The sequence below is a fragment of the Paenibacillus sp. FSL P4-0338 genome (genome assembly GCF_038002365.1).
GTDB lineage: Bacteria > Bacillota > Bacilli > Paenibacillales > Paenibacillaceae > Paenibacillus_AQ.
Window position 1 is genome coordinate 4,952,451 of record NZ_JBBOCG010000001.1, and the last position, 19,930, is coordinate 4,972,380.

Consider the following 19,930-nt stretch of genomic DNA (forward strand, 5'->3'; position numbering starts at 1 on the left):
CAGATTGGTTGCAGGATTTCCTGCTCCCACTCATTATACATCGTATTCCAGTTCCTTTTTGGCCTGGACAATGAAATCGAGCGGATTCTCGATGGTGTCCGCCGCATATTCCACTGCACCGATCTTCAGCCCCAGGGTGACCTTGTACTTGCCGGAGAACTCCGAGTCATTCAGGTCCTGCAGCCGCTGTTTGATCCGCTCAATGACAATCTTGGCCCCTTCCCGGTCCGTGAAGAGCAGCAGGCCCCAGGTAGCATCCTCCTTGTCCAGCAGATACAGCGCATCATTGGTACGAATGCTAGACTGGCTGAGCTGCGAGACATCATAGATGGCTTCGGACAGCTGCTCCTCCGGGATCAGGCGGCGGATCTCATTCCAGTATTTCACCTTCACCACAAGCAGCGTCAGCGGGATTTTATAACGGACCGAGATTCCGGTGAACAGGCTGGCATCCTTCTGAAAAGAAATGCTGTTGCGCAGATCCGTATTCTCATCTACCGCAGCCAGATTACTCGTGCGCTTCAGCAGCCGTTCATTCTCCGCCTGCAGCTCACGGGTGCTTGTGGTGAAGACCCACAATACCACCGTAAGCAGCGGGGTCATAATCAGCCAGAAATACGTCTCTACACCGATAGAAGCGCCTTGGGAGACCGTCTGATAGACCACGAAGAAGCCGTAGCCGAAGACAAACGCCAGATTCAGCGTCAGTCCCGCCGTGACCGTGGTGAAATACGTGACCAGCGCCAGGATGAACGATACATTCAGAATAATAATGTTCTGAACGTAGTTATCCGGTGAGCCCGCGATATATACGATGCAGGCAAAGATCAGGACCAGAAAGGCCAGGAAGCCCAGATCCGAGGTTAGACTGCTGCGGTTACGTCTCACGCTTGATCACCACGTTTCTTCTTATGTTTGCGCAGCATCAGAATCAGCGCCACGACCACCAGCGTCACAATCATCACCGCTGCCGTCACGAAGCCCAGCACATCACTGCGCTCCATCACCCGCGAGACCAGCGAGTCCGCCTTGGCTCCGGAGACCGTCTTGAAGCGGTAGGCATTCACCGTGCCGTCCTTATCCGCTACAACGCCGTCACCGTACACCCTCCACCTGTCCTTCTCGCTCCCGATCAGCTTGGAGACTAAGAAGTAGCTCTCGGAGCTAACCGCAGTGACTGCAAGCAGGCCGCGTCCGCTCTCGTAAGGAGATTCCAGGAGCTGGAGCGTGCCGATGGCGGCTCCGTACTGCTCGTCCAGGGCGATTTTCTCATTGGAGAGGAGGGTTGATCCGTCTTTGTTATACTTGAAAAAGAGCTTGCCGTTGTTGTCACGGATCACCTTATTATTCTTATAGCTCCCGATCGCAATAATATTATTGTCCTTCAGGTTATCCGCTGTTGCGTTATCGCTGTAAAAGTGGACATCACCGGTATTTCCTCCGGCAAACTGCCCGAGCATATTGAAGACATTCCCGAGGCTCCGGTAGGTGTAATCATCTTTCTCCTCCGGCAGCACCACCGCCACACGGTTGAAGATGCCGTCCCGCAGGAACGGATAAGGGTAATTGCTCAGCAGGAGGTCGGTGCGGTCCTTCGTGTTCAGACGCATCAGTGATTCCTTGCTGATGTAAGCCCACGGCATCTGCTCTTTGTTCGGTGTACAGAGCATGCTCGCAAGCTCCAGATCGAAAGCCACCGTCACGGTGAAGTTGCCGGAGATATTCAGGCTCTGCGGCACATTCAGATTCAGCACATCGCCGTTCGCCAGCTCCTTCGTCAGCTTCTTGCTGCCAATGGGCGTATTATTGATGCTCACCGTCACCAGGGAACGGTTGAAGTCCAGATTCGCTGCATACCGGAAATCCAGGCTGATTCTGCCGTCATCCGCAATGGAGCGGTTGGACGGGAGGGAGACGAAATACGTCTGCTCCTGATGATTCGGCCCGGTGAGCTTGTCCCCCGTCTCCGTGAACGTAATGTTCGAGCTGATGGCCGGCGCAGGGTTCACTACATCGGTAGCATTCGAAACAACCTTCAGATCCTTGCGGAGCTGGCTCATCAGCTCCCGGCTTGCCATCAGCCGTCCGGCCTTGATCAGCAGGCTCTCGTCCCTCGAGGTCACCACCAGCGTTGGCAGGGAATCCTTATCCACCAGTTGAATGACCGCATGAGTGCCAAGGTCGTCCGCCGTACTTACCAGCTTCTTCACCCGTTCCGGCAGATGATCATACATAGCTACCAGCACTACCGCACTCTTGTCCTTGACGGTATCCTCGCGGTAAGGCAGCAGGGGAATGGTTCTGTCGTTCAGTGTGTTGCCTTTGGCGAATCCCGAGAGGGCGTAGGTAGCGCTCTCCAGTTCTGCCCCGCTGGCATTCTGTGGCACGGCGAGCAGGCTTTGTGCATTTTTTACCATATCCATTCCTGAGAATCTGGCACTGAAATCCTGAATGCCTCCAGTAATGGGCTTCGGCGTATAATTCACAGCAATATTCGAGGTGTTGAACAAATGCAGCCAGCTGTCCTGCATATCATCGATATTGCACAGCTCATAGCCGCCCGTCGTGGTTCTTAAGCTCCCCTGTATCCTTAGCGTGTTACTCCCCTTCGTCAGGAACCCTTTGGGCGCTTCCACGCTCAGGCTCTGCTGTCCGTTATTATCCAGGGACGGCCGGAAGGAATAGAACGGAATACCGTTCAGCGACAGTGTTACGCTCGACAGCTTATCCTCACTGATCTGTGAGGTCTGGAATTGCAGATTGATCATCACCTTATCCACATTCCAGTAATCCATGACTGTGAAGAACTGCTGCTGGGAGCTTGCGCCCCTCAGCGAGACGTCGCTGCCCGTGAACAGCGTCTCATACGTTGCTCCGGCTTCACCGGGAAGCACCGCCGCCTGCGCCGCAGGGATTTGAACCAGGAAGAGGGAGAGGCAGAGCAGCACTGTTAGAATCTGTTTTTTCATCATGTTCCGTATCTCCTGACATCTTATTTCTGGACCTCCGGCGCACTAGTAACGCTCGGTTTTGTACCACTTGGCTTCCCGTTTGAAAATAACGTCTTTGAGATAGTTGTACAGCCCGTAAGCGGCCACTACCATCCAAAGCTGGCAATACGAGACGTACATCAGCAGAATGATCCACAGGTTCGACAGGCTCATCTCGCCCTTCTCCGTGGTCAGGGTAACGAAGATCCCCACCACGAACAGCACAATGGCGAGCAGCCACAGGAAGCTGCTGAGTCCGGCGATGGTCGTATGTACATACCCCATGGCATGCAGCACAAGCAGAATATCGGAGGTGACCAGCGAGATCAGCAGCAGGAAGTAGATTGAGACATAATACAGAATATCGAAGCGGATCTTCGCCGCCTTCCGGTCGACAAGGAGCGGAAGGTTCTTCACAATGACATAGATGTTGCCCTTCGCCCAGCGTGTCCGCTGCTTGAACCATACCTTCACCGTCTGCGGCTCCTGCTCCCAGGTGACCGACTTCGGCTGGAACTTGATCCGGTAACCCATCATATAGATGCGGAAGCTGATCTCCGTATCCTCGGCAATCGCCCTCACATCCCAGCCGCCGATACTCTCGACAATCGTCCGGCGCATAATGAAGTTCGTTCCCGGGATCGTACAGAGCTTGAACAGCTTCCAGCGCCCCGCCTGTGCCATCCACTGGAAGGACAGAGTCTCGATATTAATGAACCGGGTCAGCAGGCTGGCATCCCGGTTGCGGGTTCTGAACTTGCCGATTACCGCCCCCAGGGAGGCATCATTCATAATCTCTGCCACCAGATATTTCAGCGCCGTGCGCTCCGGCGTATTGTCGGCATCATAGATCGCAATCAGCTCCCCGCTGCTGCGGGTGAAGCCGATGTTGAGCGCATTGGATTTCCCTTTGCCGCCTGTGACGGCGTCTGTATTGATAATGATCAGCTTGCGCAGCGGATTCCGCTCCTGGATAGCAGCCAGCAGCCCGGCGCTGTTGTCTGACGAATTATCGTTGATGACGATAATCTCATACCGGTCATGCGGGTAATCCAGTGCCAGCAGGGATTCCACGGTTTTACTGATGACAATTCCTTCATTATGAGCAGGAACCATAATTGTCACCATGGGATGCTCCCCGGTAATCTCCGGCACCGGTTCGTTTTCCGTTTGAATGTAGTACAGATACCCCGCTATAATCAGCATCACATTCACCAGCAGCAGGGACCAGATACAGATGACCGCGATCACCATCAATACGTCTGAGATCGTCATAGTATTCTCCTAAACTCGCTATATTTTCACGGGATTACTTGTTCAAATATTTCCTGCGGTACAGCCTGTAGCCGATAGTGAGCAAGCCGCCGAACAAGAGCAGCGCAGCCAGGATCACGATGATGAAGAATTGATTCTGCACGCTGAACAGCCGGTTGAAGCTCGTCGCCTGCTTCTCCTTGTACTGGAAATCAACGGCGACCTTCTGCGGGGTATAATCGACATCCAGTGTGTTGCCATCCATGCGGATCACCCCGTCAGCAGACTCAAGGGTGTGCATGTCCGTGCGGACCGTATGGGCCTCCTGCTTATAGTCTGCGAAGGTATACCATTCCGCATTCAAATTCCGCAGAAGTTCCTCCAGCCCCCGCTCATCCTCCGGAAGATCCAGCGTCACCGCTGTATTCAGCGGAAGCTCCGGCATCGCCTTGCCTGTTCTGCCAATTCCCTGCAGGAGCTCCGGGGGCAGACTGTACAGAGAGGAAGAGAAGGCCACTGAAGTGTCAGTCTGTTCCATATAATGAGTCTCTCCATCCGGAAAAAGCACTGCCGAATTGAAGAACCCCATGCCTGCGGCAGAATACTCCTTGTCATACGCCCAATAGCTCTCGGCAGCAACGCCGAGCGGTGCCACGCCCCCCTCCGCCAGCACATTAATGAACTGATTCATCTTCCCACGCAGCGACCGGTCATTCGAATTGATCGGCGGTCTGACCGCCGGGACATTGACAACGATACTTCCGTTGCGGGACTGGACGGCTCTGAGCGCCTCCAGATACCGCTTCATGGCGGGGAAATCCGTATTCGCGAATACCGGACGTACACTGGCGATGAAGGGAACACCGCTTCTATAGAGGCGGTCTGCCATCTGCTCCAGCAGATTAAGATCCGAGAAAGGATAGATCTCCTTGATGACCAGATACATCTGCGGCTCTGCAGTATAGTGCAGCCAGTCCTTCAGCACATAGGCCGCTGCTATGGCTGTGAAATCGCCCTGCTTCAGATAAGGAAGGTAAGCCACCCGGCCGCTGCTTACCGCAAACGGCACCTGTGCCCCCGCATCTGATGAGGACCAAGCTCCATAAGAACGCCCCGCGTCGGAAGCGGTTATATAAGGCATCCCTTCGGCCTCCAGCGGAATGCCGGTGAATCCGCCGATAGAGAGGCTTGCGCCCGCTCTATGCCATACCCCGGTCTTCAGCCGCAGCGTCTGCTGCATCCGGGCAGGCGGTCTATATCCAACATGCAGCATAGGCCCCTTATACCCAGCCGCCTCCTGAAGGTAGGCTTGATTCGTAATCTCAAGCTCATCATTGTTAATCACAGTGATCACGCCGGAATAGCCCTTCATGCCGCCCGGCGCATAAGAGGAGATAGGCTTCAGCGTGACCTGTGCACTGTTGGCTGCAAGCAGCCGCTGCAGCTCGGCCACATTCCCTTCCTGGCCTGTATTCTTCGCCAGGCTGTCGAACAGCAGCAGAATCCGCTGCGCCGGAGCCGGAGAAGCGGCAGCGGATGCCCGCCCGGCAGAGGGCAGCAGATCACCTGCCAATACAATGAACAGCAGAATGACGATCCCTCTGCGTCTCACATGCCCACCCCTTTATTCAGCGCCGTATATTCCTTGAGCGGCCGTGCAGACGGCGCAGACGGCACTGATCTGCGTGAAGAGATTCCGCGGCCGATTACGCTGGCAGCCGTCTGGAAGATAATCAGGTCGAAGGCCAGCGTGAACAGGAACTCATGCTTGGCAATATCCGCGTCACCCGCCCCGATAATGGAGACTACGATACCCGACAGTCCGACCAGCATCGTTGCCAGAATCACCAGCAGACGCTGCATGCCCCGGAAATCCCGGGTGCGGATGGACCGGACGAACGATGGCATATAGACCCCTATCGTCACGGCCATCCAGAGAAGAATGAAGGCAAATGGGCGGGGAGCCAGCTTCTCCTTAAGCGTGCTGTACAAGCTGAAGAAATGACTCTGCGCCCGGAACTCCTTACCTGCCGACTGCTCATAGTTCCCCATAGCTGCCGGCTTGATTTTATAGGCACTCTCAGCAGCCGTATCCAGGATCGAGCCCAGTTCATTCGGGTGAGAAGCATAATAGGTCAGAATGGAGACGAAGCCGTAACGGCTGTAGAAATTTTTATCCAGCAGCTCGGATTTCACATCCACCGTCCCGTATTGGTCATAATAGGTATTCTCTTTGAGAATCGCGTATTGTTCATTGATGCCAAATGAACCGAGCGCGGTCTCCGGATTCTTGGATTCCATCAGCACCCCGCGCGTCATCGCATGGTACTGGTTAATATTCACGAACTCTTTGGAGATATTAAGATACGTCGCTATTCCGGCGAACATCATCAGACCGGCCGACAGCAGTGTAACCCAGCGGAACAGCTTGTCCCGGCGGATCAGCACCAGCGGAATTGAGAGTAGGGAAATCACCATCCCCACCGGGGCATTCTGCTGCTTGGAGGTGGTCAGGATCAGGGTGCTGATCAACAGGATCGCCAGCATGGCATAATCGTTATATCTCTTCCGGTACAGCAGCAGCCAGGAGGCGAACACCAGAATCATGGTCACCATCACCAGGCTCTCGCCGAAGAAGGAGCTGAAATAGTTGGTGTACCCCGTATCCCCGAAAATGAACACCGCAAGTGCCGCGACTGCCATCCCCCGCTTAGGCGACATTTTCAGCGTGATCGCTTCAACCAGCAGGTAGACTGCGGCAACATACAGCACTGTGTAGATTGCAGCCTGGAAGCGGATATCGAAGACCTCGCGGCTGAAAAACAGCTTGTTGACGAAGATCGCCAGCTTGATGAACAGGGACTGGGAGGAGACCATCATCGTGCTGTTCTCGTTGAAATATTGAAAGATTCCGAACTGCTTCACGAAATAGCCGAAGTACTGGCTGTCATAGTCCGGAGCATTGAAATACAGACCGTTGCTATATATAATCCGGTAAAAGTCTCCGTTATCCGCCATGCCGATGTAAGGGGAGGTAAACAGCGAAATAGCCGTCACCAGCAGCACACAGAACGCGGCGGCAAATGCCGGAGTAATCCGAAAGCCAGCTAACGTGATACTGGGCCGGGTGGATGTAAGCTCTAAGTTGTCTATCATTCCGATTCCCCTTTTGGTTATATTAAGGCGCCTTATAGGAGTAAGCCAGCAGTGCCATGAGATTGTCAAAAGAGTACGCCTGCCCGGAGGCAGGATCACCGAAGCCGCCATATAGCAGACTTGAACGATCTGTCACCCTGAATTCATTCATCCGGCCCATACTGGACTGATAGAGGTCACCATCCTCCAGCACAGCTCCAATCATGGCAGTGAGCGCATAGACCGCTGTTGAACGAATGTCATTAGCAGGCTTGCCCTCTCGGGTATATTGTCCGAACAAGGTTCCCGCTGCGACCTGAGCTTTAATGTAGCTGATGCTTGCCGGCCGCTGACGTCCAGTCTCTGCCAGATGCAGAATAGTCAGCAGAGATTCTACCGAGTTGATGCCTTCAGAGCTGTACTGTCCACTCTTGTAATCGAAGCGGGTCTCATAGAATGGAAAAGAATCGGACAAATATCCCTCCTCCAAAATACCGCTCATATTATTCAACAAATTCTCTTGTAATTCGCTAGATATCGACAATTTCTGCAATACACTCAGATCAATATAACACAAAGTTACGAATCCGTTGACCATTTTCAAATAATTGTCATAGATGTCATAAATGTAACCTTTTTTAGTGTTGTTTTTATAGAAACGTTCTCCATATTTATCGGCTTCTCTGGTATATTCCGGCTGGTCAAATGCCTGCCCCGCCTCATATAACGTTCCGATCATCCTTAGGTCGTCCACCGCTGCATTCACGGGATAACGCTTCTGCTGCTTGGGACTGTAGCGGTAGCTGAAACCACCCTCCATATCGAAGGTTCTCCGGGCTGTCTCCCACTGCCGGTCGAACAGCTCCTGATTGCGGGTCCGGACGGCGGTCTCCATCAGAAGAGAAGCGGACTCGCTTAGAATCTCATGGCCGGTAGCCACCTCTGCCGATTCAGAGGTCTCCTTCAGATTCGTATATACACCATCGGGTCCTGTAAGCTGCGTATTTATGAAATTGAATAATTCCTGCTGTTCCAGTGTAGGCTCTAGCTGCGGCGCTTCATCCGGCCGTGTAGTCCCTGCAGGAGAGACCGCCGGAGTATAGCCGGGAGAGGATGGCGCTGGCCCGGCCTGATTACCGCCGCAGGAGGTTAAGAGGAGCAGCGACATCCCCAGAACAGCAGCCTTCTTATATCCGCTTCCCAATCGATCACATCCTTAAATGACAACTTGCAATTGATTCATACTAATATAACGGTAATTATTGTCACATTATTTACTGTTTCTTCGAACATTATGTGTCAGCATCACATTTTTCTCCTTTTTGTCCCAAAAAAAGAGCCGCTCCAGGTCTTAACGACCGGAACAGCTCCTATGAATACCTTGGTATTGCCTCTAGCTCTCTTTAATTCTCCGGTACGTGGCCTCATCGGCGACGATGTAGAGTCTGGCATCTGCCGGAATCGGCTGGCCAAGCTTACGGTTAATGCCCAGATCACCGCGGTCGGACAGCAGGGTCGCCCCCTGGCGAAGCAGGTCCTGAAAGGCCTCCCCATAGGTTGTCCAGCCGCTGCGGCGGGGAATCTCATAGATATCATCCCCGTGCTCGCGGCTGAGCAGCTGGGTGATCACCTCAGAATTTCCTTCCTGCAGGGCAGAGCGGACGGCTAATCTGGAGATCGCATCATGGGAGAGGACGAACTCGTTCACCTGCACATGCTTGAAGTTCTTAATGTTCTTCTCCTGCATAATCTCTACGGTTGTATGTACCTGCGGAGCAATCCGCTCAATGCTGGAAGCAATCAGCAGTGACTTGCCGTCGCTCAAGGAAGCTTCGTCGATACGGGTGTCGCTGAACACAATCGCTGCTCTGGCGCTCGCGATGTTCGCCTTCAGCAGAATGTCATCGCTTGCGGCATCTCCGCTGATGAAGTGGACCTGCTCCATGGCTTCCAGCGGATGCCGTCCGTTCTCATCAATAATGACCACTTTGCATTCCCTGTCGTAACACAGAATCTCATCTACTGCCGCCTGTGTCTTGCGGTTCCAGTTAATCAGCACGACATGATTATGTCCGTGAAAGGTCAAGGTTCCGGCTCCTCTCCTGCGCTGCATCTCGCCCATGGCATCAATAATCTTGCCGATCACCAAGCTGAGCAGACCAATGCCAAAGATATATAAGAAAATTGTAAATACCTTACCGGTGACGGTAGCGGCGAAATAATCGCCATACCCTACAGTAGCCATGGTGGTCATCACCCAATAAAAGGCGTTGAACCAGCTATGAAACGTGCCTGGCTCCAGCAGGAAGGCGATGGTTGCGCTTAGAAGAATGAAGACCAGAATAATAAAAGCAATGGACTTCTTCTTGAGATGGAGCAACTTGCCGGATAATTGGATTAGAAAATGCAACGCTCATCCCTGCCTCCCGGGTGAATTGGGCCGGCGGGCAGCAGCCTGCGCCGAGTCCCTTGCGGGGCACAGCCGCCGCCCGACTGCCAAAACTAAATAATCAGACTGCTGACTGCGAAGGCCGTCCCGATGAACACCATGCAGAGCATGACACCAACCGCAACATTACCCTTCTCCAGCTGCTCTGAAATCCGGAAACCGGGAGTGAACAGCTCGAAGATCCAGTAAGAAGCGATCAGGCAGACATAGCCTACCGCGAACCAGAGCATCATGAACCAGATGGAGGTATTGGTGTAGGCGGCCACCCCAAGAATGACCGCCGTCGCCAGGAACTTGCCGCCGAACGCCAGCGCTACTGCCACATTCCCCTTCTTCAGCTCCTCCATATCCTTGAAGGGAGTCATGAGCGCGAAGATTACCATACCCAGCACTTGAAGCAGAACAATGGTCAGAATACTGACCACCAGATTAATTACGATCGTCACTTAGCCCACCCCCGAAATTTCGCATAGGCCGAATCATAGTCGGCGAAATCATGTACTTCCTCCAGCACCACAGAGACTTTCTTCTGTTTCTCCAGTGCGGTATAACGCTTGTCGTCAATCGGCTGCTTAATCCGGTTGCCGGAAGGCAGCTCCAGCACTGCGAAATTTCTGGTCTTGCTCTGGTATTCCGTCTTGTACACACCAACCAGGTCTACATCCGTTGTGATGGATACTTTAAGATTAGCCAGATCCTCCGTGGCTGCCTTCTGGTCGGCGTAAGACTTAAGCGTCGTCCAGGCGGACAGCTTGATCTCATTCTTCTGGTCGGCATCCGTCACCAGCTCGGCGTCCATGAACTGAAGCGTCCAGACCGTGTCGCCTGTAGCATAATTCCCGTCGTTGGGAAGCAGCTCATTATCCGGCAATATAGTCATATCGCTGCCGACCAGATCGCCAACCTTGCCTTCCACCACCCGGTAATCCCATGGTACACGTGATACATTATCCGTTGTATTAGTACCCGTGTGAAATACACTGCCACTATTCGCTGAGCATGCACTCAGCACCATAACCGCCAATAGCAGCACTGCAGTCAGCAGGGCGCTCCGGGATCTGTGCCCGGCAGCACGCCCCTCTCTACTCTTGAACATCTTCAAGCCCCCTCACTCCTAGCGCGATAAAATGACTGGCATTGCCTGTAATCGGCCCGCCGGCCCGGCCAAGCAGCCCGCAGGGCGTTCCGTTAATAACGAACATGCCGGTCAGCAGGTGCAGCTCACCCTCCGCCGTCATGATCCGGGCCATTTCGGCCCTTTTCTGATAGACCACGGGGAAGAGCTGGCTGCTGTCGTAGCCCTCTTCGTCCTCGATCTCAAGCGCGCCGTTGTCATCGAAGATCCGTACAGATCCTCCTTCACGGCCGAATACGGATTTGGATACAAAGCTCTCTGAGAAGACCGCCTTATTGTATGTCGGCAGGATGTAACGGGAGATTGCCTCACGTTCCGTCTCCGTGAACAGCAGGCCAAGCTCATACATTCCCCAGACAGCAGCCATCAGCCCCTTGGACTGGAGGATGATGCTATGTGGTCCATTGAACAGCTGGAGCTTCCCGCTCTCAATGGCATAGGCCAGAGCCTCGCCGCCTTCATCTACGGCCATCCACTCCTTCGGATACAGCGCGAACATCCGCTCTATGATCCGGTTCTCCCCGTCCTTGACCACGCCCTCATCAATCCACAGATCCAGGCAATCGACACAGCGGACATCCAGTCCGCTATGCGCGGCCAGCGCCTCAATCGTTCCACTGTCTTCCTCATGGCTGCCATAATCCACACAGGCTACCGTGTCAGGCCGTTCCACGCTCCAGGCTGCGGCAAGCTGCTGCTTCATGGCCGCATTTGCGCTTCCGACGCCTGCTTCCGCGCAGATCCACGGCGTAGCAATAGATGCTTCCACATAACCGGTGGGAGTATCCGCATTCAGCTCCAGCAGCTTGATCGTACCATCCCCTGCCACGGAAAAATCGAACCGGGCATACCGGCTGATTAGTCCCGGCTCCGGCAATGGACAGTCATCCAGCATCTGCCACAGCACCGGAGGAATCCCCAGCAGGTCGTACAGGTCATGTCTGAGATGGACATAACGCACGGCCTTATCCAGAATCGCCCAGAGCGCTGCGGCGGCTTCCTTCAATTCCTCGTAGGTCTCACTACGCATCACAGCCACCGCGTCCAGCCAGTATTCCTCTTCCTCCAGATCCGCCCAGGTGAAGCCCAGCTCATGCAGCCGCTCTACCCGGGGAGCGCGCTCCAGACCGGACTGGTCTATATATTCGAATGCCTGCTCCGCCTGGATCATCCGCCGAACCCGCTCTTTCCGGAGCGCACCGAGCTTTTGCCGGAGCTTTTACTGGAGCCGGATTTGGATTTGCTCGAACCCAGGCCGCTGGAGGTACCCCCGATGCCGCCCGATTTGGAAGAGGTATTCCTTCTTGTAATAGAGCCGGTGGATGAAGTTGAAGTCTTCGGCTTCACCACTGAGCCGGCCACCGGCTTGTTCTGGAATCGTCCGCTATTATAGGAGGGCGGTTTATAGGTATTGCGTGTACCTCCATAATAAGTAGGCCGGTCATTGTACCAGCCTCTGGAGGAATAGAACGAACCGCTATTGAAGAGCATGTGGTACAGAAGCACATCATCCCAGCCGAACCCCGAGTTATAGCCGCCGTAGTTGTTGATTACCGTCGTACCGCCGGAGGTCACAGCCCCTTGCCCTTCCTGAACTTTCTCTTCCTGGTCTTCCGGGTATGGAATATTCCAGTCTACATTCTTATCGAAATATTGCTTAACCTCCTCGGTAGACCAGGAGACCAGCTTAGGCTCCTCGCCGCCGTTGCCGCTTGCGCCTGCGCCGCCGGGAATGAATAATGCGTTAGCCAGCAGGGCAATGCCGAGCGAGGTGGATAATACGCGGACCGGTTTGCCGTCCGGCGTGAACAGCCTGCTGATTGCGGGCTCTTTAGCACTTTCGTCTTTTGCCAACTTGAGACCTCCTTTCCTGGTATTCATCCTTAACCCTCCGTACGCATGGGAACCAGCAGAAGCTCCAGCTTCCCTTCATCCACATTCAGCCTTCCCTCAACCGCCTCGAACTCACGGCCGCCAACGACAATATAATTGACATGTTCAAGCGCCGTGACCATATTCATGCTCCAGACACGCTCTTCAATCATTTGCAGGTCGCCTTCAGGCAGCTTCTCGAACAGGATGACCTTCAACCCGTTATCCATTCCCACTCCATCTCCTCTTGAATATTCGTATGCTTCTGATACGCTGTCATGAACGCTTTCGTTTCAACTCCGCAGCCTTGAATATGTATACCACAGCATATAAATAATAATGACAACAAGCAGTTTTGCAGTGGCCGGCTACGGGCTTACAATACCTTCTGGACCCAGCTGTCCATAACCTGATCGGGGCGGATACCCAGCTCATTCTCCAGGAGCTCCTTGTACTTATCGTAGTGTGTCCTGAACCCGATGAAATCCCCCAGGTCGGCGTAACTTCGCAGAATCAGCCTGCAGAGCTGGTCGGAATAAGGATCTGCTGCCTGCAGATCCAGCAGCCGCTCCAGCGCCAGCCGGGGCCGCCCGGAGGACAGCTCATATTCGGCGGAATGCAGCGCCATGCGGATATACCGGACCTGCAGCTCCTTGCGCCGGATTTCTGCCCAGTCGTAATGATGCTCCTGCAGATAGTCTCCACGGTACAGCTTCAGTATTTTTTCCCGGCGCAGCCATTCCTCTTCGGACTCCACTGGCGTACCGGCGTAGCCCAGCTCGAACTCCTCCACATCCAGCAGCACCTGCTCCTTGGTCAGCCTGTACCGCTCCTGTGAGAATTCCACAAGCACCTCCATATCCCAAGCCTTCAGCAGCTTGCGGATATGGTATACCGTTGTATGCAGATTCGTAACGGCCTTCTCCGGTTTGAAATCGGGCCAGACGAGATCCACAATGGTGTCCTTGAGTATCCACTGGCCGCGGTTATGCAGCAGCAGGGCGAAGACCTCCTGCGCCTTGCTTGTTCTCCACTGCATTTTGCGCCCCGGCTCCGTGCTGTCTGTGAATTCAAGGCGGTGGAAGCAGAGGATGGACAGCTCCTTAACGGGCGCCGCAGACGCCGGGGCAGGCGGCATCTTCCCTTCAGCGCTCTCCTTGCCGACCTCCAGACGCTCAAGGGTTTTGCTTAAGCGCTGGGAGGTCACCGGCTTCAGTAAATAATCTGCAGCATTGAGCTCAAAGGCTTCGATAGCATACTCACTGTACGCGGTGATATAGACAATCCGGATACTCCGGTCCAGCCCGGCAATGTATTCACCGGCTTCCAGTCCGTTCATCTCCGGCATCCCGATATCCAGGAATACAATATCCGCCTTCTCCCGTTCCAGATGCGCAAGCCCCAGGCGTGCCGAGGTGAATTTCCCGGTAATCGTAAGACGTCCATCCTTCTGGAGCATACGCTCCAGATGCTGCAGTGCCGGTTTCTCATCGTCAATCAATATGGCCTTCATCGTCCGGACTCACCTCCTCTTCGTCGTTCTCAGCTGCCTTTAGGTGGGGATGGTATATGATATAGCGGTCCCCCTTCCCGGTGCACTGTCGATATTCAGGCCTGCTCCGTACATCTTGAGCAGACGGTGCTGAATATTGCGCAGTCCAATGCCCCCCTCTGTCCGCTCTTCCGAGAGGATCTCTGCAATCTTCTCCGGGGTCATGCCTACACCGTCATCCGTGACCGCTACCTTGAGCCTGCCCGGCAGCAGCTCGACGGTCAGCCTTACTGTCCCTCCGGCCTCCTTCTGCATCAGGCCATGATTCACGGCATTCTCCACAATCGGTTGAATGCTTAGCGGCGGAACCATCGCCATTACATCCTCCGGTACATCGAACTCAATATTCAGCCGTTCATCGAATCGTGCCTGCTCCAGCGCAAGATATGATTTGACCAGTCCCAGCTCCTTCTCCATAGAAACCGTCTGTCCCCGGTTCTGGAAGTCGAAGCTGCTCCGCAGATATTGGCTGAGGTCCAGCAGCAGCTCTGTGGCCTTGTCCGGGTCCACCGGACAGACCGAGATAATTGCGTTCAGCGCATTATATAAGAAATGCGGCTTAATCTGCGCCTGCAGGAAAGCAATCTCCGACTGGACGGATACGCGGATCGACTTGCGCATATCCAGCAGGGTCTGCATCCGTGCCTTGAATTCGCGCACCTCCACCGGCTTGCTCAGATAATCATTCGCTCCAGCCTCGAAGGCTGCAAGAATGTCATCAGGCCGGCTGCTCGCCATGAGCAGCAGAATCGGTAACTCGGACAAAGTGAACCGTTCACGGATGGCCTTGCAGAGCAGAAGCCCAGGCATCTCCGGCATCACCCAGTCGGCAATCACCAGATCAAGCTCAGGATGCTGCTGGATGATCTGAATCGCCTCAGCCCCGCTGCTGGCGGTAATCACTGAATGGTTATCCAGCTGCAGTACGCCAACCAGCACGCGAAGATTAACAGGATCATTATCCACTACCAGAATGGAGCAACAGTCCTCAGACGGCAGCAGCACAGGCTCTTCTCCAGGAAGCGGGTACGAAGGCGCTGTCTCCCAGCCGTGAAGCTCCCCGAATGCCTCCTCCAGCAGCGCATTGCTTCGCTGCAATACCGGCTGGGTGAAGCTGAAGACCGAGCCGTGCCCCAGCTCGGAATGCACCGCAATCTCTCCGCCTGTCAGCTCTACAAGTCTCTGGGTAATACTGAGGCCAAGCCCGTTCTCCCGGTAGACCTTACTCGCGGCAGGACCGCTTGGATCATTTGCATCGAAGATCGTACGCAGACGCTCAGGCGGGATGCCCTGACCGGTATCCGTTATGATAATGGCAACATACTCTTCTTTAACCTCAGCAGACAGCGTTATCACGCCTCTGGGCGTATAATTCACTGCATTTGCCAATAAATTATGCAGGATCTGGGCAAGCCGCTGCTCATCCGTCTCCAGCAGCGGAAGCTGCCCGGGCAGATTCAGCCGGAATTCCAGCTGGCTGTTGCCATAGACCTGACGGGTGACCGCCATAATGGAGGAAGCTGCCATGCGGAGATCGACGGCCTGCCGGCGGAGGAAGAGCGCGCCGTGATTCAGCTTCGCGAAGTCCGACATATCATGGATTAGGGCTGTAAGCCGCTTGCCGGTGGAGACAATCGTGAGCAACTGATCCTGCTGGGCAGCGCTGATGGAGCCGGCCGTACCCTGTGCCAGCACCTTGGCCATGTTGACAATCCCCTGCAGCGGTCTCCGCAGCTCCTGCGAGGTGTCAGAGATGAAGTCATCCTTCAATCCGTCAAGCGACAAAAGGCGGCGGGAGAGCTGTTCCACCTCCTGAAAGGAGGCTGCGTATTGCCGGGTCATCAGAATTGCCTGTACGAACCCGAACAGAAGAATCTCGTAGGAGAGGATGAAATAGCTGAAGCCCAGGCCCATGAAGCTGACCAGATAATAGATAATAACCACGCTCAGGCTCTCGATGCTGACCATCATCAGGAACATATTCTTCGGATTTCTCCGGGTGCCCTGGACCATGGAGTAGAGCACGAAGCCCAGGCTTACCGAGCCCCAGGTCAGCAGCAGCACCTCCAGATAGCTGAACAGATAGGCCGGGACGAAGGCAGCAATCAGCAGCAGGAATGCCGTAACTAGCCTGGAGGCCTTAATTACCCCGAAAGACATCGGGTAATTCACTGAATTGGCGACATAGTGCAGCAGATAATAATAGACCAGTGTAGAGGACGCGAGCTGCAGCTTGAGTATAATCTCGTAAGGGAAGCCGGGCAGCGCCGTCAGGATGAGCTTTTCGCCATGCGTGAAAATGTAGACAAAGGCCGCTATGCAGAACAAGCCCAGATACAATGTGACCCCCCGGCTCTCCCTCACCTTGGAGAACATCAGCAGGAAGAGAGATAACACGAAGAATCCGATCAATGAAGCCCCGTCTACAAACAGGGCAAATTCCCTGTGCTTCAAAATAGCGGCCTGATTACCGATTACAATCGGCTGAACGATTCCGCCTGAAGAGTAGCTGTAGTTAGCCACCTGCACAATAATCTCCAGGGTATCCCCGGTTACCGAGGCGAATCCCATAAAAGGCATGTTATTCTGTCTACCCTCAGAGGGCGAGGCTGCCGGAGTTCCGCTGCTTCCAATCTCCTGTCCGTTCAGATAGACCTTGCCCGCACTCCGGATGTTGCTGGTGCGCAGACCATAGACTACAGCTTCCCCTGGAGTAATCTTCGCCTGAAGGCGGTAAGTAGCATAGCCTTTAGCTCTGCGCTCGCCCTCTTCAGCGATCTCGTCGTTCCACTTCCCCGGAACCTGAATCATCGTAGAGGCAGCGGGAACCTCCTTACCTGCATTCACCGGATGGAAATCCCCGGGCGACAGCAACACATCACGGTACAGCTCCCACTCTCCATCCAGCTTCATAATTCCGTCGTGGCGGGAGTCCCAGGAGCGAAGGTCAATCACGCCCTGCACGGCCTGCGGCCTGTCTCCCTTGGTCTGATGTGTCTGGAGGACCGAGAGCAGCGGAACGATCAGCACCAGCACCAGACTGCCGAGAATACTCAGCCAATACCTTCTCATATCCTCTGCCAGTCCCTTCTAGTTGTCATTGTATAAATTATACAACAGGCTCCGTTCATCTGAAGCAAAAAAAAGCCGAGTTCCATTTATTTCGGAATCGGCTGTTCATCTGATTAGAGTTACGTGTATGGAATATTTTACTTTGTTTCCGGAGCGGCGGCTGCAGGAACCACACTCTCCTGGGTCTTCGACAAGAAGATATTGAGAATGATCGCTGTCAGCGATCCGGATACGATTCCGTTCTGCAGCAGCATTCTGGCGAATTCCGGCAGCTGGTCGAACATGGACGGAAGCACCGCAGAGCCGAGGCCCACCGCGATGCTGCAGGCGGCGATCAGCAGATTGCCGTCCTTGCGCAGATCCACATCGGACAAAATCGACATGCCGGAAGCGGCGACCGAGCCGAACATGACAATCATCGCCCCGCCCAGCACCGCATTCGGCACAACTGTAGTCAATGCTGCCAGCTTAGGCAGTAGACCGAGTACGATCATAATTCCGCCAGCCGCAAAAATAACATTCCGCGTCTTCACCCGCGTCAGCGACAGTAAGCCGACATTCTGGGAGAATGCGGTGTACGGGAAGGCGTTGAACAGGCCGCCCAGCATGATGGCCAGTCCCTCGGAGCGCAGGCCGTTCACGATCTGCTTCTGTTCCACCTGCTGGTCCGTCGCCTTACCAACGGCAAAGTAGACCCCTGTCGATTCGACCATAGACACGATATTCACGATAATCATTGTGAATATCGCGGTGATGCTGAACTGCGGCCAGCCGAAGTAGAACGGCTGCGCAACGCTGACCCAGGAGGCTGTGGTCACGGTAGAGAAATGCACGATACCCATGGCATAGCCGATTACAGTACCCACTACAAGTCCTACCAGCACAGATACGGAGCGCAGGAACCCTGTGGTCAGCCGGTTCACGGCCAGAATAACGAGCAGAGTAATCAGAGCCAGCAGCAGATTGCGGGGCTGCCCGAAGTCGGCGCTTCCCTGGCCGCCGGCCACATTATTCATCGCAACGGGAATCAGCGACAGTCCGATGATTGTGACTACCGAGCCGGTGACTACGGTCGGGAAGAACTTCAGCAGCTTCCCGTACACCGGAGCTGCCAGCACCACGAACAACCCGGAGATAATGATTGCGCCATAAGCCGTTGCCAGATTGGAACCTGAAGCGATGGCGATAATGGGGCTAACGGCCGTAAAGGTACAGCCGAGAACCACCGGCAGTCCGCTTCCGAAATATTTGCTGCCCATAATCTGCAGCAGAGTTGCCAGTCCGCAGGTGAACAGATCCGCTGCAATCAGATACGCCATCTGCGTACCATTCAAGTTGAGCGCTCCCCCGACAACCAGCGGTACAATGACCGCTCCGGCGTACATCGCCAGTACATGCTGAAGCCCTAGGGCGAATATCTTCTGTTTGCTTAACATCCTGCACTCTCCTTGATTAATCCTTCATTATCTATGAAATGAATCTCCCCCGGCGACATGGAAGCAATCCGTGCCAGAGAATACACCGGAATTCCGCGCTGCTCCAGCAGACCGCGGCCCTCCTGGAAGCTTTTCTCGATGACACAGCCGACCCCGGCCAGCTGCGCCCCGGACTCTGCTACGATATCGCATAACCCTACAAGTGCCGCACCGGTAGCCAGGAAATCATCAACAATCAATACGGTATCGGCCGGCCCGAGATATTTCTGCGAGATGCTGATCTGGTAGTCTTCCTGACGGGTGAAGGAGTGAACCGGTGCCGAATACACCGCTTCGGACAAGGTGACTGCCTTCTTCTTCTTGGCGTAGATGAACGGCACGCCCAGCGCAATTCCCGCCGCCATGGCGAACTGGATGCCGCTCGCCTCTACAGTCAGCACCTTGGTAATCTGCCGGTCCCCGAAGACCGCTGCGAATTCCTTCCCGATCGCAAGCGCAAGCGCTGTGTCTACCTGATGGTTCAGGAACGAGTCTACTTTCAGTACAGTCTCCGATAGAATTAAGCCTTCTTGTCTAATACGTTCTTCCAATACTTTCATTACGGCGGATCTTCCTCCTTAGAAATAAAAAACGGATATAAAAAAGGACAGATTCCCTGAGTGTTTCTCTCAAGTGAATCTGTCCTTCTGGGTTTTTGTCCCTTGGTGGTGTAACACATATACGTGTCCGCATCGCTTGGACCAGCCTTTCCCGTGCCGCAGCACAAGAAACGGAACCCTAGATGCGCTATTTCACTCATAGTCGGATAATTACAGTGGCTATCCGGTAGAAACTTATGGGCCATATTCCCAAGATTATATGAGTTATATGAATCTGTTATATGAAATCTATTCATGAAGCATGTCTGTTATCTTACACGCTCTCCCCGCTGCTTACAAGCAAAATTTTAAGTAAATTGCGGTGATTTCAAAGTTTTCATGAAACCCCAGGCAAAAGCAGGCCTGACTCCGGAGCGCCTTGTAAATTTTAGGTGTA

Annotated in this window: 16 protein-coding genes and 1 riboswitch; all 16 genes read right to left on the reverse strand. The window is 54.2% G+C overall.

Going from position 1 to position 19,930, the window contains the following annotated elements; all coding sequences use genetic code 11:
* Positions 1–33: 33 nt before the first annotated feature.
* The 16 genes from MKZ07_RS21730 to MKZ07_RS21805 all read right to left on the reverse strand — a co-directional run bounded on the left by MKZ07_RS21730 (position 34) and on the right by MKZ07_RS21805 (position 19,494).
* Entirely contained in the window at positions 34–888 is an 855-nt protein-coding gene (locus tag MKZ07_RS21730; protein WP_036691958.1) for a diguanylate cyclase domain-containing protein, read from the reverse strand.
* Positions 885–2,972 (reverse strand): cellulose biosynthesis cyclic di-GMP-binding regulatory protein BcsB, encoded by a 2,088-nt coding sequence (locus MKZ07_RS21735; protein WP_341027487.1) that lies wholly within the window; start codon positions 2,970–2,972, stop codon positions 885–887. The genes MKZ07_RS21730 and MKZ07_RS21735 overlap by 4 nt, the downstream gene beginning before the upstream one ends.
* Positions 2,973–3,014: 42 nt before the next feature.
* Positions 3,015–4,265, reverse strand: coding sequence for a glycosyltransferase family 2 protein (locus MKZ07_RS21740; protein ID WP_341027489.1), 1,251 nt, complete (start codon positions 4,263–4,265; stop codon positions 3,015–3,017).
* A 34-nt stretch (positions 4,266–4,299) separates the two neighbouring features.
* A complete protein-coding gene (locus MKZ07_RS21745) occupies positions 4,300–5,856 on the reverse strand; it encodes a hypothetical protein (RefSeq protein WP_341027491.1) in 1,557 nt (518 codons plus the stop codon).
* Positions 5,853–7,400: a glycan biosynthesis hexose transferase WsfD gene (wsfD, locus tag MKZ07_RS21750; RefSeq protein WP_341027492.1), complete on the reverse strand. Its 1,548-nt coding sequence runs from the start codon at positions 7,398–7,400 to the stop codon at positions 5,853–5,855. Before wsfD ends, MKZ07_RS21745 begins: the two co-directional genes overlap by 4 nt.
* 22 nt (positions 7,401–7,422) lie before the next feature.
* Positions 7,423–8,583: a hypothetical protein gene (locus MKZ07_RS21755; protein ID WP_036691950.1), complete on the reverse strand. Its 1,161-nt coding sequence runs from the start codon at positions 8,581–8,583 to the stop codon at positions 7,423–7,425.
* Positions 8,584–8,772: 189 nt separating this feature from the next.
* The gene (locus MKZ07_RS21760) at positions 8,773–9,789 is read right to left on the reverse strand and encodes a potassium channel protein (RefSeq protein WP_036691946.1); all 1,017 of its coding nucleotides are present in this window, start codon (positions 9,787–9,789) and stop codon (positions 8,773–8,775) included.
* Positions 9,790–9,881: 92 nt separating this feature from the next.
* Positions 9,882–10,274 carry a DUF350 domain-containing protein gene (locus tag MKZ07_RS21765; RefSeq protein WP_036691943.1) on the reverse strand — a complete coding sequence of 131 codons (393 nt, stop codon included), beginning with the start codon at positions 10,272–10,274 and terminating at the stop codon, positions 9,882–9,884.
* A complete protein-coding gene (locus tag MKZ07_RS21770; protein WP_036691942.1) occupies positions 10,271–10,924 on the reverse strand; it encodes a hypothetical protein in 654 nt (217 codons plus the stop codon). Before MKZ07_RS21770 ends, MKZ07_RS21765 begins: the two co-directional genes overlap by 4 nt.
* A complete protein-coding gene (locus MKZ07_RS21775) occupies positions 10,911–12,134 on the reverse strand; it encodes a glutathionylspermidine synthase family protein (RefSeq protein ID WP_341027495.1) in 1,224 nt (407 codons plus the stop codon). Before MKZ07_RS21775 ends, MKZ07_RS21770 begins: the two co-directional genes overlap by 14 nt.
* A complete protein-coding gene (locus tag MKZ07_RS21780; protein WP_036692216.1) occupies positions 12,131–12,817 on the reverse strand; it encodes a hypothetical protein in 687 nt (228 codons plus the stop codon). Before MKZ07_RS21780 ends, MKZ07_RS21775 begins: the two co-directional genes overlap by 4 nt.
* Before the next feature lie 29 nt (positions 12,818–12,846).
* Positions 12,847–13,065 carry a hypothetical protein gene (locus MKZ07_RS21785; protein WP_036691939.1) on the reverse strand — a complete coding sequence of 73 codons (219 nt, stop codon included), beginning with the start codon at positions 13,063–13,065 and terminating at the stop codon, positions 12,847–12,849.
* A gap of 146 nt (positions 13,066–13,211) precedes the next feature.
* Positions 13,212–14,348: a response regulator gene (locus MKZ07_RS21790; protein WP_036691937.1), complete on the reverse strand. Its 1,137-nt coding sequence runs from the start codon at positions 14,346–14,348 to the stop codon at positions 13,212–13,214.
* Between the two features lie 39 nt (positions 14,349–14,387).
* Positions 14,388–17,459, reverse strand: coding sequence for a hybrid sensor histidine kinase/response regulator (locus MKZ07_RS21795; RefSeq protein ID WP_341027496.1), 3,072 nt, complete (start codon positions 17,457–17,459; stop codon positions 14,388–14,390).
* 137 nt (positions 17,460–17,596) lie between these two features.
* The gene (locus MKZ07_RS21800) at positions 17,597–18,895 is read right to left on the reverse strand and encodes a nucleobase:cation symporter-2 family protein (protein ID WP_036691933.1); all 1,299 of its coding nucleotides are present in this window, start codon (positions 18,893–18,895) and stop codon (positions 17,597–17,599) included.
* Positions 18,889–19,494, reverse strand: coding sequence for a xanthine phosphoribosyltransferase (locus MKZ07_RS21805; RefSeq protein ID WP_036691931.1), 606 nt, complete (start codon positions 19,492–19,494; stop codon positions 18,889–18,891). Before MKZ07_RS21805 ends, MKZ07_RS21800 begins: the two co-directional genes overlap by 7 nt.
* A 179-nt stretch (positions 19,495–19,673) precedes the next feature.
* Positions 19,674–19,777: riboswitch (purine riboswitch) on the reverse strand.
* Positions 19,778–19,930 lie beyond the last annotated feature (153 nt).

Excerpts from the sequence above, each read along its gene's own strand:
- MKZ07_RS21785 (WP_036691939.1), bottom strand. The coding sequence starts at position 13,065 with ATGGATAACGGGTTGAAGGTCATCCTGTTCGAGAAGCTGCCTGAAGGC.
- MKZ07_RS21740 (WP_341027489.1), bottom strand. The coding sequence starts at position 4,265 with ATGACGATCTCAGACGTATTGATGGTGATCGCGGTCATCTGTATCTGG.
- MKZ07_RS21790 (WP_036691937.1), bottom strand. The coding sequence starts at position 14,348 with ATGAAGGCCATATTGATTGACGATGAGAAACCGGCACTGCAGCATCTG.
- MKZ07_RS21775 (WP_341027495.1), bottom strand. The coding sequence starts at position 12,134 with ATGATCCAGGCGGAGCAGGCATTCGAATATATAGACCAGTCCGGTCTG.
- MKZ07_RS21735 (WP_341027487.1), bottom strand. The coding sequence starts at position 2,972 with ATGATGAAAAAACAGATTCTAACAGTGCTGCTCTGCCTCTCCCTCTTC.
- wsfD (WP_341027492.1), bottom strand. The coding sequence starts at position 7,400 with ATGATAGACAACTTAGAGCTTACATCCACCCGGCCCAGTATCACGTTA.
- MKZ07_RS21770 (WP_036691942.1), bottom strand. The coding sequence starts at position 10,924 with ATGTTCAAGAGTAGAGAGGGGCGTGCTGCCGGGCACAGATCCCGGAGC.
- MKZ07_RS21805 (WP_036691931.1), bottom strand. The coding sequence starts at position 19,494 with ATGAAAGTATTGGAAGAACGTATTAGACAAGAAGGCTTAATTCTATCG.
- MKZ07_RS21795 (WP_341027496.1), bottom strand. The coding sequence starts at position 17,459 with ATGAGAAGGTATTGGCTGAGTATTCTCGGCAGTCTGGTGCTGGTGCTG.
- MKZ07_RS21800 (WP_036691933.1), bottom strand. The coding sequence starts at position 18,895 with ATGTTAAGCAAACAGAAGATATTCGCCCTAGGGCTTCAGCATGTACTG.